At 49.5% G+C, this 13,656-nt stretch carries 13 protein-coding genes; 9 read left to right on the top strand and 4 right to left on the bottom strand.

All coding sequences use genetic code 11. The annotated features are described in order from the left end of the window. Positions 1-535: 535 nt before the first annotated feature. From ABXJ76_RS09310 to ABXJ76_RS09300, 3 genes are all read right to left on the bottom strand, one after another. Positions 536-1,655, bottom strand: a protein-coding gene (locus ABXJ76_RS09310; protein WP_432746485.1) for an IS630 family transposase whose coding sequence is annotated in 2 segments (ribosomal slippage) — positions 536-1,238 and positions 1,237-1,655 — 1,122 coding nt in all. Because the reading frame shifts where the segments join, the coding sequence is not laid out codon by codon here. Continuing rightward, a complete protein-coding gene (locus tag ABXJ76_RS09305) occupies positions 1,624-1,983 on the bottom strand; it encodes a phage virion morphogenesis protein (RefSeq protein ID WP_432746294.1) in 360 nt (119 codons plus the stop codon). Before ABXJ76_RS09305 ends, ABXJ76_RS09310 begins: the two co-directional genes overlap by 32 nt. A 120-nt stretch (positions 1,984-2,103) precedes the next feature. Continuing rightward, positions 2,104-2,478 (bottom strand): hypothetical protein, encoded by a 375-nt coding sequence (locus ABXJ76_RS09300; RefSeq protein ID WP_432746292.1) that lies wholly within the window; start codon positions 2,476-2,478, stop codon positions 2,104-2,106. A gap of 172 nt (positions 2,479-2,650) precedes the next feature. On the opposite strand from ABXJ76_RS09300, the gene ABXJ76_RS09295 reads away from it, so the two are divergent. Next, the gene (locus ABXJ76_RS09295; RefSeq protein WP_432746290.1) at positions 2,651-3,097 is read left to right on the top strand and encodes a helix-turn-helix domain-containing protein; all 447 of its coding nucleotides are present in this window, start codon (positions 2,651-2,653) and stop codon (positions 3,095-3,097) included. 62 nt (positions 3,098-3,159) lie between these two features. Continuing rightward, a complete protein-coding gene (locus ABXJ76_RS09290) occupies positions 3,160-3,486 on the top strand; it encodes a transposase (protein ID WP_432746288.1) in 327 nt (108 codons plus the stop codon). Positions 3,487-3,603: 117 nt separating this feature from the next. Here ABXJ76_RS09290 and ABXJ76_RS09285 read toward each other — a convergent pair whose 3' ends face one another. After that, positions 3,604-6,639 (bottom strand): Tn3 family transposase, encoded by a 3,036-nt coding sequence (locus ABXJ76_RS09285; RefSeq protein WP_432746286.1) that lies wholly within the window; start codon positions 6,637-6,639, stop codon positions 3,604-3,606. A gap of 83 nt (positions 6,640-6,722) precedes the next feature. Here ABXJ76_RS09285 and ABXJ76_RS09280 point away from each other — a divergent pair, with 83 nt between their 5' ends. From ABXJ76_RS09280 to ABXJ76_RS09250, 7 genes are all read left to right on the top strand, one after another. Continuing rightward, complete coding sequence (locus ABXJ76_RS09280) at positions 6,723-7,430, top strand: recombinase family protein (RefSeq protein WP_432746284.1); 708 nt, start codon at positions 6,723-6,725, stop codon at positions 7,428-7,430. Further along, positions 7,430-7,684, top strand: coding sequence for a hypothetical protein (locus ABXJ76_RS09275; RefSeq protein WP_432746282.1), 255 nt, complete (start codon positions 7,430-7,432; stop codon positions 7,682-7,684). Before ABXJ76_RS09280 ends, ABXJ76_RS09275 begins: the two co-directional genes overlap by 1 nt. A gap of 44 nt (positions 7,685-7,728) precedes the next feature. Then, positions 7,729-8,400, top strand: a complete 672-nt coding sequence (locus ABXJ76_RS09270) for a heavy metal response regulator transcription factor (RefSeq protein WP_432746280.1) — start codon at positions 7,729-7,731, stop codon at positions 8,398-8,400. Beyond that, entirely contained in the window at positions 8,387-9,865 is a 1,479-nt protein-coding gene (locus tag ABXJ76_RS09265) for a heavy metal sensor histidine kinase (RefSeq protein ID WP_432746278.1), read from the top strand. Before ABXJ76_RS09270 ends, ABXJ76_RS09265 begins: the two co-directional genes overlap by 14 nt. After that, on the top strand, positions 9,843-11,036 hold the full coding sequence (locus tag ABXJ76_RS09260) for an MFS transporter (protein WP_432746276.1): 1,194 nt from the start codon (positions 9,843-9,845) through the stop codon (positions 11,034-11,036). The genes ABXJ76_RS09265 and ABXJ76_RS09260 overlap by 23 nt, the downstream gene beginning before the upstream one ends. A 170-nt stretch (positions 11,037-11,206) precedes the next feature. Then, positions 11,207-12,631: a TolC family protein gene (locus ABXJ76_RS09255; protein WP_432746275.1), complete on the top strand. Its 1,425-nt coding sequence runs from the start codon at positions 11,207-11,209 to the stop codon at positions 12,629-12,631. Beyond that, positions 12,628-13,653: a hypothetical protein gene (locus ABXJ76_RS09250; RefSeq protein WP_432746273.1), complete on the top strand. Its 1,026-nt coding sequence runs from the start codon at positions 12,628-12,630 to the stop codon at positions 13,651-13,653. Before ABXJ76_RS09255 ends, ABXJ76_RS09250 begins: the two co-directional genes overlap by 4 nt. Positions 13,654-13,656: the final 3 nt, after the last annotated feature.

Here is a 13,656-nt window from a genome sequence, read left to right as displayed (position 1 = left end):
ATTTTAATATATAAAGCCGGGCTTAGTGCTTACCCTCTAAGCCTGATTTATAAAAATTCTGCTAGGGTTTAGTTTAATCCTATCCACTTTTTCATCTCCAGCTTACCCCGTTATTCCTGGATATTTTTTGGGAATAAACGAAGTGTTACCGGAACAAATAAAAATTATAGTTAAGCTTGGTTAAGCTAACAGCATTTCATAGGTGACTTAATTCATCAGCCAGAAAAGTATTTCAGACCAATGTCATTTAAACAAAATCAGAAAAAAATTTTAAAAAAGCTTCCCTATAAAAAACTAAGTCGCTATAATAATTTCGAATCGCTATTATATAGCAATTCAAATTATATATTTTCTTGGGGAGAACTTTCATGCGAAACACAATGCTTTTGTTAGCCTTTTTAGTCTTAACTCTTGGATGCTCCATATCCTATGCGCAAGAAGCGACATATGAAAGAACGCATCCAGAAATCAAAAATGCATCCCTTACCAACAATACCCAAAAACCCGATGACCTGGGAACCCAACTAGTACTCAGTCATTCTTTTAATGTCGGGTAAAGTTTTTTCAATTTTACCCGAGCGTCTTCATTAGTAAATCGCCATTCCATAGGCTGAGCGGTAGCATTTCTTTTTTCTTGCCATGATGCAATTTCCTTTTTTAATGTTTCTTGGTCTGGAATGCGCCGATCCAAACATTGGCGAGACAAGATGCTCAATTCTATTTCCGCCCTATTCAACCAACTCCCATGCTTGGGTGTGTAGTGTATTTCCAATCTATCCAAAATTCTTCGCGCTTTCTCAGGTTCGAATGCCTTATAAAGAGAGGCGCCCGTGTGGGTGTTCAAATTATCCATAACCAACGTAATGCGTTCAGCGCGAGGATAGCGCACATCGGCCAGGTTGCGAATTTGATGCGCCCAGTCCACAGCCGTTCTTTGGTCTGTTACCCGCACATGTCGTTTACCCGCTAACGGCTCAAAGAACATAAACATATTACTCACGCCATTACGTTCATATTCGGTATCGTACTTTTCAACGGTACCTGGTTTTGCGGGTATCGGCTGACGTGTCTCCTTAAGGTGTTGCTTGCTGCTTTCGTCCATACAAATCAGGGGATGAGTTTGATCATACGAGCGTTTGTAAACGTCCAGTACCTCTTCCATACCGCAGACAAATTCAGCATTGGTTTTAGCCGGAATACACCCTTCTTTATTCTGCCAAGGTTTCAGCTCATTTTTTTAGTGTTTGCCGGATCGTTTCGTGCGATACGCTTTCCACATGGCCCAGTTCCACCCTACGCTGTCCAAGCAAACGCAATGTCCAACGACTGCGCCCTTCAGGAGCGTCTCCACAAACTAACGCCAGCAGATGGGCTTCCTTTTCACCATCAATAACCCGACTTTTAACACGGATCGGCTTCGCCCGATTTAAGGCTGACTCTAAACCTTCTTGAACCAATCTTTCCCGGACTCGCTCAACTGTGCGAGTTGAAATGCCAAAGGCTTCACTGATTTGACTATCCAGCCATTTTCCGCCCAATTCGCTAATGTCTGCCTTGAGCAGAATTTCAGCGTGAAGCCTTTTGTGGGCCGCCACTTTTCCTTTATGAATCAAAGTTTCCAGATCAGTGCGCTCTTCTTCTGTTAGTCGTACAATGTATTTTTTCGATAATTGCCAGTTCCCAGTTCCATTGCGGACTGCCTATCTGTACGCCGTCGCCGCCCAGCAGTTGATAGTCGATGGTGTCACCCAGGGTGCCGTGATCGGTTAGCGGCTGACTGCGGCCTTTGCGCGCAATCGTGGTGTCGGCGTTGCCCAGCCAGGCCGAACCGTCTGGCGAAGTTTGGCTGGCAAAGCGTTGCTGGGTTGACCCTTTCAAATCCTCGCCGATTTCACGCAGTGCCGGGGACAGGTTGCCGGTTCTGGCAAGCAGCCGATTTAATTCGGCGATGATCTGACGGCTGTCTATTTCGATGCTAATCATTGGTAAATACTGTGGGTTGGCTTATACTGAAAATGCCGGTCGTCGTAATCGCTTACGAGCCCTTCCGCGTCTGCGGTTGATGAGGTCTAGCGGGGAGCGCGAGCCCCGCGACCGGCGCCCTTATCTGATCCTGTCCGTTTGCTTTGGCCTGCTGCCTTCCTGATTCTTAAACAGCGTCAAAAAGTAATTCTTCTTGCCATCTGCCGTGCGCTTTAAGGCCGCCCGATAAACAATGTCACCAATCGTCAGATAAACCAGACGCTCCTCGCCTTGACGGTAAACCTCGCCGGCTTCCAAGATTGTTTGAATCTTTAAATAATCCGTTAAGCCGATTTCTGGATGGGCGACCAGGTGCGCCGCCAAGGAATGCTGCGACAGCAATACCGTCGCCGTCTCGGAGCCTAACAAGGCCTGATCGGCGGCGGGCAGCACCGCAACGGGGAATTCCCCGTGCAGTTTCCCGGCAAAGAAGTCTGTAAAAATGGGGCTGTTCACCAGGTCCTTGACATTAGCGCGGGCCAATTGCCACGGTAATGTAAATAATCATCATATGGGGACTATCAACCGACATATCAATGCTGACTGAGTACTAGTATTCAGTCAGCATTGATATGTCGAATAATAGCCCCAATATGTAATGTCTTTGCATCGGTATTTATAAACACAATTGAAAAAGAAATACATAGTACGGCTAACAGAAGATGAACGCGCTTATTTGGGAAGTTTGATTCATACAGGAAAAGTGGCAGCTCATAAACGGCTACACGCAGAAATACTGCTCAAAGCGGATATTAGCGAGTTAGGAGACAAATGGCTAGACAGGCCAATAAGCGAAGCTTTTGGTGTTTCAACGCGTACCGTCGAACGAGTCCGGGAGCGACTGGTTCAAGAAGGCTTAGAATCAGCCTTAAACCGGGCAAAATCAATTCGCGTTAAAAGCCGTACTATTGACGGTGAGAACGAAGCCCATTTGATCGCGTTGAATTGTGGCGATGCGCCTGAAGGACGTAGTCGATGGACATTACGTTTACTTGGGCAACAGATGGTTGAACTGGGTTATGTTGAAAGTGTATCGCATGAAACTATCCGGCAAGCCTTAAAAAAAACGAGTTAAAACCTTGGCAAAATAAAGAGTGGTGTATTCCAGCTAAAAAAAATGCTGAGTTTGTTTGTGCTATGGAAGATACGCTTGAGGTTTACAAGCGACCTTATGATGAAGCGCAGCCACTGATTTGCATGGATGAAAGCAGCAAGCAACAGATTAAAGACACGCGTACACCAATACCGGCAAAGCCGGGTACTGTCGCTCGGTATGACACGGAATATGAACGTAATGGCGTGAGTAATGTTTTTATGTTTTTTGAACCCTTGCAGGGCAAACGGGTTGTTGAGGTGACCGATCAAAGAACGGCCATTGATTGGGCGCATCAGATCCGTAACCTGGTTGATGTCCATTACCCGCAGGCTAAACGTATTACACTGGTCATGGATAATGGGTATTAATCAACAAAAGGCTCTAAAGTTCCACGGGATTTTGGCTAACCTCTTGTCCAGAAAGGCCTATAGATGATTTTCGATCTCTCAAATTTTGGTTGCTTTTAGAGGTGGTTTTTTGAGAGCTTACAACCCGATGGAATCAATCATTTTTTCATCTGAGAAATCATACTCTCCCTGTAGGTTAAAATGGCTCCACCGCATGACGGAATCGTTTCGGATGGCTTCAATAAGTTCATTTCTACGTTCTTCGTTATTATCCTTGCCGAGTTCTTTGGCAAGATAAAGGTAGTTCCAACAAATAAGGGTATTTTTGATTAGCCGGCGACAGCCTTCCGCAATATCCTGGTCTTCTTTTTCGCCTTGAGTGAATGCGTGATCATTACCCAATGAAATCGCCTTGGACAATTTATGTGACCCCTCCACTTTATTGAGTTGTTTCTCAATCGATTGCCTGAACTCGGGGTCGTCTGCGTATTTCAAGATAAACAGCGTTTTAGGGATCTTACCAAATTCTTTGAGTGCTTTGTAAAGCGGGTGCTGCTTAGAGTAGGAATTCAATCGCCTAAAAAGCTGCGAAGCCGTCGTTATTTTTAGCCTTATTGTCGCAATAAACCGCAATATTTCGTCCCACTGGGCACTGACAATCTCCTCATTGATATTACGATCAGGTTGAAAGCCCTGAGTGTCTTGTCCGGTAGTTTTTCGGTTTCTGAACGCATACAGCTTCTGGCGACCCAGTCCTTTGATACGGGGTGCAAACGTGAAACCCAGCAAGAAGGTGGAGGCAAATATCACTTCTGAATAACCATGCGTATCCGTTGAATGAATATCGCTTTTTATAACATCGTTGTGCATCAGACCATCAATGACATAGGCGGCTTCACGTTCAGCGGAACTGATAACAGTAGAATGCCACATCATCTGGCGCATATCGATGAAGCTCACTACACTAACACCTTTATCTTTCCCCAAATATTTGAATGAATAGTTGGCATTGAGCGAATCGACAGATACCCCGAATTTTTGCCCATCACTGGAGGTATGCAACTGGTCGGCTTGATTCCGGTAAATATCCGGTATCTCCATCTTATCCATGAATTGTAAAATTCGGTCATTCGCGCTTTGGACGTTAGCCAACGAAAAATACCAATTGAGCGTGTTATCCAACTCATTTTCATTGATCTGCCTAGAAATTTGCGCCAGTTTACGGTAGCCAATATCGCAGCCATAGGCCATGATTCCCGCGAAAAAAACCTTTTTGGCTGGTTTGGTGTGCCGGTGCTTCATCTGCCAATGTTCAAATTCTTCGAGGAAACCGGTGGCGTTATCAACCGTTGCCAACGCTTCAAGCAAGGAGATGTATTTTCGCTCTGGAAATATGCCACTCAATGGCAAGCTATCCACTTCCTCAAGCTTGGGTGTTGAAACATGGAATGTACCGTTGCTGCGAAACGTCAGGAATGGATTGTCTCCGTCCATAAAGTGGCCGTTGGTTTCCTCATAATGGAAATCAACGGCCTGTGCCAACGCTGTCAACGTTGCCTGACAATCAGAATAGTTGGTTAATTCTGCTCGTTGCAGGTATTCATCCCGGTTTTCATCCCAATCAGCTTTTGGAATCATATAATCATCCAGGGAGCGATATTTTTCTGAATGAAGCAGGTTGAGAACGCCCGATTTGACAGCATCCGCAACCGCAAGATAGAGCAGCGCCTTATACAGAGACACACGAAACTTGCCGTCTTGAGCGACTATCAAACTACGTTGCTCTGGCGTTAAAAATGCAATAGGCGCCTGCTTGTCGATACTTCCAAACTTTTTCTGGTAATGCACTATGGCTTCCAGTAACAATGGCTTGCCGCAATTTGAATCAAAAATCGCTTGCCGCACAATATCAGCAACACGACTTTGTAGTTTGAGAGATCGTTTTTCCAGTAGGTCATAGTAACCGATGCTCTGTTGTTGAAGCGTTGTTAGTTCAACCTTGAAATCGTTGATTCGCTGCTCGATACCTATTTTTTTGGCTGCTGGCCGATTAATGGCCACCTCTATTGCCACCACTTTTTGATCTGCGGTTAATCCGGCATCAGCAATGATGGCTTTGATCGTAGCCAGGGTGCTTATAAAATCGTTCTGAAGGCCGTTAACCAATTGTGTTACGGACTGATTCCGACTCTCCATCTCTTGGTAACAAGTCTCCTTATGTTCATTATAAGTGGCATTGATCGCAGATTGGACAGCCAATAGCAGAACATCTATTAACAGGTCTTGCAGTTTCAGCGTTTGGTAGACAATAAAGGCTATCAAATGTAGATAGCGCTCCTGCTTTGCCCGGCGGGAAACCTGATGAATCTGAGCTTTGACGACGGAATAGGCGTAGTAGCGCAAGCATTCATAACTTAAGCCGAGCTGATTCACTACGGGTTTAAATTCGAGATAAAGTGCCAGCAAATTCTGTAAGTCAGCAAGATTGGCTTTAATTTTCAACGGTCGGGTCGATTGGGACGCTTTTTTAAGCAGCGTAATTTGATAACGCCATTTGTCATCAGAGCCCGATCCTGTCACTTTTTCCAGTAAGGCATCGAGCTTGCCTTGCTGGGCTTTGTTTAGGCTGGTCTTGATGATTTGATTTAGGCCGTGCTGATGTTCATTAATCGCTTCGATAATGAGAGTCGCCAATACGTTATAGCTAGGCAGTGAAATTTCTTTTCGCGTTAATATTTGTATGATGTCCAATAAAATTAATTTTGGCCTGAACTGGACGCGCAACATGATTAACACTTCATGTTTGGCAAATGCCCTTGCGCCGGTATCAAAGGGGGCAAAGCCATAGTAATTTAAAATAACGCCTTGGTGCCGAAGATAAGTGACCTTGCTATAGACGCTAATATCAACGTCATCAATCTGCACACCTATTTGCCTGGCAACAAATGCAATATCTGTTTGATGGAATTGTCTGGCAAAAAAACGATGCCGTGCCTTGAAGTAGCCAGCTGTCACCAGAAAACAGACCTTATTAGTTGGCGACTTCAAGCTCTCCATTGACTCATTGAGCATCAGCGGCAGGGTAAAGAATCGCCTGCGTTCAACACTATTAAACACTGGCGGTGATTCAAAGGCATTTTTTTCTGTGGTGTTGAGAATCTTTATTCTGGGCATTTAAATTATTACGCCATGAAAACAAATACGGCTTCTGCGTTGCCACAGTTTCACATAGTGTTATCATGTTTATGATACTTTGTATGATTAACTTATTATGTTACTGTTTAATCCTCTTTAAACCTATAAAAATAAGAGTTACAGAAACGGTCGTTTATGAAACTAGTAAAATTATGTTAATTGGCTATGCAAGGGTCTCAAAATCGGATGGCTCTCAAGTTCTTGATCCTCAAATAGACGCACTAACAGAACATGGTGTTACACCCGACCATATTTATAGTGATTACGCATCCGGTAAGAATGATGAACGCCCAGGCTTGCTAGCCTGCCTAAAAGCATTAAGAGCGGGTGATCTTTTAATAGTTTGGAAACTCGACCGGCTGGGCCGGAATCTAAAGCATCTGGTTACTACCGTTCATGAATTATCTGAAAAAAGTGTCGGCTTTAAAGTGTTGGCCGGACAGGGTGCTAATATTGATACCGCCACGTCCAGTGGAAAGTTGATTTTCGGTATCTTTGCTGCCTTGGCAGAATTTGAGCGTGAATTAATTAGTGAGCGAACAATAGCAGCTTTAACGGCAGCAAGAGCAAGAGGGAGAAAAGGCGGTGCAAAATTCTCCTTAACTAAAGCCCAAGTAAGATTAGCTCAATCGGCAATGGGTCAAAAAGAAACCGTTATTTCCGAACTTTGCAAAGAGCTGGGTATCACCAAGCCCACTCTTTATCGTTATCTTGCCCCCAATGGGGCATTAAGAGAATATGGTAAAAGGGTGTTGGGCGTTGACCAGTAATGCAGAAAAAAGGTGTCAAACGGCGTGAAGTTCATCTTGTCTGCATATTCCACCCCAATCCAGCCAGTGATTACGATTCAAACCCGCCACTTGAAATTATTCAAGCAGCATTAATGTTGTCGTTAAAAACTCCCATGCCAGCAATGACCATTCTTTCCTACCTTTCACCGGGGTTAATTCAGCTCGTCGTTGGGGTTTTGCAATTGCCTCATAAGACTCAACATAAACCAGCGCATCATGATCTTCGTAAATAAAGCCGTTGTTTTGAAACACTCTGAATCGTTATAATTTGACTATCATGCGCCTGCTCATCATCGAAGACGAACTCAAGACCGCCGCCTATTTGCAAAAGGGACTGACCGAAAATGGCTTTGTGGTTGATCATGCCCAGAATGGGCAGGATGGTCTTTTTCTCGCCACGACCGGCAATTACGATGTGGTCGTCGTTGATGTCATGCTACCGCTCATGGACGGCTGGACAGTGGTTAAGGAACTTCGGAAAAGTGGAAAGTCGATGCCGGTGCTGTTTCTGACCGCTCGGGACGCGGTTAATGACCGTGTCAAAGGCTTGGAACTGGGTGCGGACGATTATCTGGTCAAGCCGTTCGCGTTTTCGGAACTGTTGGCTCGCGTGCGCTCCCTGTTGCGGCGTAGCCCGGCACAACAACCGGAATTGCTTTGCATAGCCGATCTGGAAATCGATCTGTTGCGGTTTAAAGCCTCCCGCGCTGGCAGCAAGCTCGCTCTGACTCCGAAGGAGTTCTCCTTGATTTCCCTGCTCGCGCGCCGACATGGCGAGGTCATTTCCCGAACCCTCATCGAGGAACAGTTATGGGATATGAACTTCGACAGCGAAACCAACGTGGTCGATGTCGCGGTAAGGCGGTTACGTCGCAAGGTGGACGACCCGTTCGAGAAAAAACTAATTCACACTCTGCGCGGTGTCGGCTACGTCCTTGAAGAACGCTAAGACCGACCGAGACCCCGGTTCGATTGCCGGGCGATTAACTCTGCTTTACACCCTCTCGGCGTCAGCATTACTGATTGTGGTTACCGCGTTCTTATACGAGGCTGTAGTGATCAACCTCCGTGAGGAAGACAAACAGTTTCTCGCTGACAAAGTCCATACCCTGCAAATACTCTTAAAAGAGCACGGGGATAATCGAACTTCCCTTGAACAGGAAGTTCAATGGGAGGCGGTGACAGCAAAGGTCACACCCTACTACGCCTATTTTTCACGCATTCTCGAACCCCAGGGTATTGTGGTGATCGAAACGCCAGGTATGGCAGAGGTTGTTCCCGCTACGATTTTCCCAATGCCCGCCGCCGAGACGAAACAGGGCAACTTGGCCGAGAACAGCTTTCAGTGGCACACGGCTGACGGTCATCCCTATCTCTTGCTGGCAGCGCAGACGACTAACGATGTCGGCAAATCCCGAGTGATTCAGGTGGCGCTGGATGTCTCGCGCGAAGATGCGCTACTCATCAATTACCAGCGCAAACTGGCGATGATCCTGCCACTCGGGATATTACTTTCGGCAATACTCGGTGCGCTAGTTGCACGCCGGGGCATGCGGCCCTTGCAGGACATCACCCGTGCCGCTCAACGCATTACCGCGAATCAGTTGCATGAACGCATCAAGGCGGCTCGTTGGCCACGGGAACTGAGGACGCTTGCCGAAGCCTTCGATCAAATGCTCGGACGCCTGGAAGACTCGTTTACCCGACTTACCCAGTTTTCTGCGGATTTGGCACATGAGCTACGCACGCCAATCAATAATCTGATGGGCGAGGCCGAAGTCACGCTTGCACGTGCACGCCCGGAGGCCGAGTATCGCGATGTGCTGGAATCGAGCCTGGAGGAGTGCGGCAGACTCTCCCGCTTGATCGACAGCCTGTTGTTCCTGGCCCGCGCAGACAACGCCGAGGTTTCTCTGCAATTGGCTCGGCTCGATGTGCGCCAAGAACTGGAGGCGATCCGTGATTTTTATGAAGCCGTGACCGAAGAACAGTGTATAACGGCTCAATGTGAGGGCGAGGCCAGCCTGGAAGCCGATCCCATCCTGTTCCGGCGTGCGGTCACTAACGTGCTCGCCAACGCTATCCGCCATACGCCTTCGGGTGGGCAGATCAAGCTGGTCGTGGTGCCTTCCCCAAGCGCAGATAGCGTGGCTATCCGTATCAGTGATAGTGGATGTGGTATTGCGCGAGAGCATCTCCCAAAAGTGTTCGACCGCTTCTACCGTGTCGATCAGGCTCGCTCTGCCGACTCCCACAGCACCGGGCTGGGTTTGGCTATTGTCAGGTCCATCATGGCGATGCACGGTGGAACGGTGAGCATCGAATCTCAACCCGGTAAAGGTACGACTGTCACTTTGCATTTCCCTTTAACTCTGCATTTTCCTTTGTTCAATGACCAAAAAAATCACCCATAGCATATTGCGTCAAATTCCTTCGGGCGTTTGGGTACTCGGTTTCGTCAGTCTCCTGATGGATATTTCCTCGGAGATGATTCATAGCCTGCTACCCCTGTTCCTGGTCACAACTCTGGAGGCAAGCGCCTTCGCTGTGGGCCTGATCGAAGGAGTGGCCGAATCCACGGCATTGATTGTCAAAGTATTCTCGGGGGTGCTGAGTGACTATCTCGGCAGGCGCAAAGGTCTTGCGCTGGCTGGCTACGCTTTGGGGGCATTCACCAAGCCGTTGTTCGCCTTAGCGCCCGGTATCGGCATCGTATTGACGGCCAGACTGCTGGATAGAGTGGGGAAAGGTATACGCGGCGCTCCGCGCGATGCCTTGGTCGCGGACATCGCCCCGCCTCACTTGCGAGGCGCCGCCTTCGGGCTGCGCCAGTCTCTGGATACGGTGGGCGCGTTTTTGGGGCCGCTGCTGGCGGTCGGTCTAATGCTGCTCTGGGCAAACGACTTCCGAGCGGTATTTTGGGTTGCGGTAATCCCCGGATTGATGGCGGTCGCACTGCTCTTGTTCGGCGTGCGGGAACCGGAGCAACATGCAGCTAACAGGCGTTCTAACCCGATTCGTCGGGAAAACCTGAAACGCCTCGACCGAAGGTATTGGTGGGTGGTGAGTATCGGTGCCATTTTCACGCTGGCCCGTTTCAGCGAAGCGTTTTTAGTTTTGCGTGCACAGCAGGGCGGTATTCCCATCGCACTGGTGCCGCTGGTCATGGTGGCAATGAATCTGGTCTATGCGGCCTCGGCTTATCCGTTCGGCAAGCTTTCCGACAAAATGAGCCATGCCAAACTGCTGGCGCTTGGCCTCATGGTTCTGATCGCGGCCGATTTGGTCCTGGCCACCAACGATCATTGGGGTGTCGTGCTGATTGGCGTCGCACTCTGGGGCATCCACATGGGGATGACACAAGGTTTGCTGGCGACCATGGTAGCCAATGCCGCGCCCACCGATCTACGCGGCACAGCCTATGGCTTCTTCAACCTGATGAGCGGTTTTGCCATGCTCATTGCCAGCGTGCTTGCCGGGCTGCTGTGGGATCGGTTCGGAGCGTCGTTCACGTTTTATGCGGGTGCGGTCTTTTGCGCAATGGCGCTCATTGGATTGATCCGACAACCAAAAGACAACCAGTAGTCGTGTAGGGTGGGTAAACAGCTTTATCGTTTGCCCACCATTTGCCGATAAAAGCGGTGGGCGAAAAAGCATTGCCCACCCACACGCTCACAATATCCACACCCAACATGACAAAAATGTAATCTTGGCGTCATGTTCCTGGTCGGGTCATGGTTCTATCATTAGCCATCATGAAAACACGACCGGCTTTATTTTTTCTCTTTCTTCTGTTGCTCCTCACGCTGAGCGGCTGCGTTTCGTATACTGACAAGCCGATCAATGCTTCGGTCACGGCATCCGGTCTGGAGGCTCGCACGCTGGCCGATCCCGGTTTGCGTGAGTTTTTTAAGGCCAATCTCAGGCAAGAGGGCTTTTCATGGCCGCCCGCAAACTGGGATTTGACCCGTCTCATGTTGACCGCATTTTACTATCACCCGGACTTGGACGTAACCCGCGCCGAACTGGGATTTGCCGAAGCGGGAAGTATTACCGCCGGCATGCGGCCCAATCCAACGGTGAATTTTTCCCCGCAATTCAATTCCAATGCGCTCGCCTCGGTTTCGCCATGGACTATGGGCTGGAGTCTGAATGTCCCGATCGAGACCGCGGGCAAACGCGGCTACCGGTTGGATCAGGCCAAACACCAAACAGACGCGGCTCGCTTCAAATTGCTCAACACGGCCTGGCAAGTCCGTCGCCGTGTCAGAGTGACTTTTCTAGCCTTTTACGTCGCACAGACGAAGCGGGAGGCCTTGCAAAAGCAGGCGGACATTCAGGCTCGTCTGGTCGATTTGCTGGCGCATCGTCTCTCCGCAGGAGCCGTCTCTCAGCCGGAAGTGACGCTAGCCCATCTCGCCCTGCAACAATCCCAGCTGCTATTGGCAGAAACGCAACGGGAGCACGCTGAGGCTAAGGTACTGTTGGCATCGAGCCTGGGACTGCCGGTCCAAGCATTGGACGGAATAGCATTTTCCTTCGACGCCTTCTCCCGATTGCCGCCGGATGAATCGCTGGGGGGCGACCGGCTGCGACGCCTGGCCTTGGTCAACCGGGCGGATATCCTGAAAGCGCTGGCTGAATACGACGCCAGCCAGTCGGCATTACACCTGGAAATTGCCAAGCAATATCCGGATATCCAGATGAACCCTGGTCATCAATGGGATCAAGGTGAAAACAGATGGTCACTGGGCGTATCGCTGAAGCTACCCATCCTGAACCAGAACGAAGGTCCCATCGCCCAGGCCGAAGCCAATCGCAAACTCGCATCGGCGACTTTCCTGGCATTGCAAAACCAGACGCTGGGTGACATTGACCAATCCGTCACCGGATTTCGGATGGCTTCGAATAAACTGACTATCGCCGAGGCATTGCTTGCCTCACGTGAAAAACAGCAAGGTGCGGTCACTGCTCAATTCAACGCCGGCGAGACCGATCGGCTCGCTTTGACCAGCGCCGATGTGGAACTTATCAGCATCCAGCTCGCGCGTCTGGATGCCTGGAATCGCGCGCACCAAGCACTCGGCTTGGTGGAAGACGCCTTGCAACGGCCGCTGAACGCCGAGCTTGATCACCCATCTCCCAGTAACCCACCGCGCCCGGAGGGCACATCAGAATGAGAAAAGTCGCGTTATGGGTATTGATGATTTTCGCCTTACAGGGATGTCGGGAATCGGAAACGGAGCGTGAACGCGAACAGGCCGTCTCGCCGTCTAAGGCGAGCGTTGCGGTCATTGACGGCGCCGCTGTTGTCACACTGGAAGAAATCGCCCGCCAAAAAGGCGGCATCGCTACCGGCGCACTGCAAGCGGTCAATCACCAGCGGATGATACGTGCGTTCGGTGTAGTGTTACCTATCCAGGAATGGGTTGATCTGCGCAATACCTATGCAGCGGCCAAGGCGCAATCGGAAAGCGCCCAAGCCACGGTGTTGGCTACACAACAGGAATATCTGAGGCTTAAGGGTTTACATGCCGATGATCGAAACATCTCCGCTCGAGCCGTACAGCTCGCCGAAGCTACCTTTCGATCCGATGAAGCCCGCGCTCAGGCGACCCGGGAAGTTTCTCTGGCCATTGAGCGCAATGCCCGGCAGCAATGGGGTGAAGCTGTGGTGCAGGCCGTTTTGACTGGCTCGCCGATGTTCACCCGTGTGACAAGCCTGGAGGAGGCATTGGTGCAAGTGTCCCTTCCGGCGGGAGAAGAAAGCCTCGCCTCGTTACCTGACACAGCCCATATTCAGACGAGCGGTGGCGCTTCGATTGAAGCAAGTTTGATTACCCGATTGCCGCGCACCGATCCCAGGTTTCAGGGGATTACCCTACTTTATCGGGTATCGCGTAAATCATTCGATTTTGTGGCCGGCGTGAATATACCTGTTTTTTTGCCTGCGGGTGATCCGATTTCGGGCGTGAACATTCCCGCAATGGCTGTGGTCTGGTGGCAAGGGAAATCCTGGGTTTACGTCGAAACATCCTCAGGGCAATTTATCCGCCGGGAACTGCGTGCAGACCTGCCTAGTTTCGATGGCTGGTTTGTTAATCAAGGATTTTCAGCAGAAGAAGCCATTGTCTTGAAGGGCGCGCAGTTGTTGCTGTCCCAGGAGCTGCTGGGACAAATCCAAATGGAAGAAGGAGACTAAGCC

The sequence above is a fragment of the Methylobacter arcticus genome, from assembly GCF_050917435.1.
Lineage (GTDB): Bacteria > Pseudomonadota > Gammaproteobacteria > Methylococcales > Methylomonadaceae > Methylobacter_A > Methylobacter_A titanis.
The sequence above is the reverse complement of the archived record's forward strand: the minus strand, read 5'-3'. Positions and strand labels throughout refer to the sequence as shown.

Coding starts and splice junctions, on each gene's coding strand:
- ABXJ76_RS09255 (WP_432746275.1), top strand. CDS start 11,207: ATGAAAACACGACCGGCTTTATTTTTTCTCTTTCTTCTGTTGCTCCTC.
- ABXJ76_RS09305 (WP_432746294.1), bottom strand. CDS start 1,983: ATGATTAGCATCGAAATAGACAGCCGTCAGATCATCGCCGAATTAAAT.
- ABXJ76_RS09275 (WP_432746282.1), top strand. CDS start 7,430: ATGCAGAAAAAAGGTGTCAAACGGCGTGAAGTTCATCTTGTCTGCATA.
- ABXJ76_RS09260 (WP_432746276.1), top strand. CDS start 9,843: ATGACCAAAAAAATCACCCATAGCATATTGCGTCAAATTCCTTCGGGC.
- ABXJ76_RS09285 (WP_432746286.1), bottom strand. CDS start 6,639: ATGCCCAGAATAAAGATTCTCAACACCACAGAAAAAAATGCCTTTGAA.
- ABXJ76_RS09290 (WP_432746288.1), top strand. CDS start 3,160: ATGGAAGATACGCTTGAGGTTTACAAGCGACCTTATGATGAAGCGCAG.
- ABXJ76_RS09250 (WP_432746273.1), top strand. CDS start 12,628: ATGAGAAAAGTCGCGTTATGGGTATTGATGATTTTCGCCTTACAGGGA.
- ABXJ76_RS09270 (WP_432746280.1), top strand. CDS start 7,729: ATGCGCCTGCTCATCATCGAAGACGAACTCAAGACCGCCGCCTATTTG.
- ABXJ76_RS09280 (WP_432746284.1), top strand. CDS start 6,723: ATGATTAACTTATTATGTTACTGTTTAATCCTCTTTAAACCTATAAAA.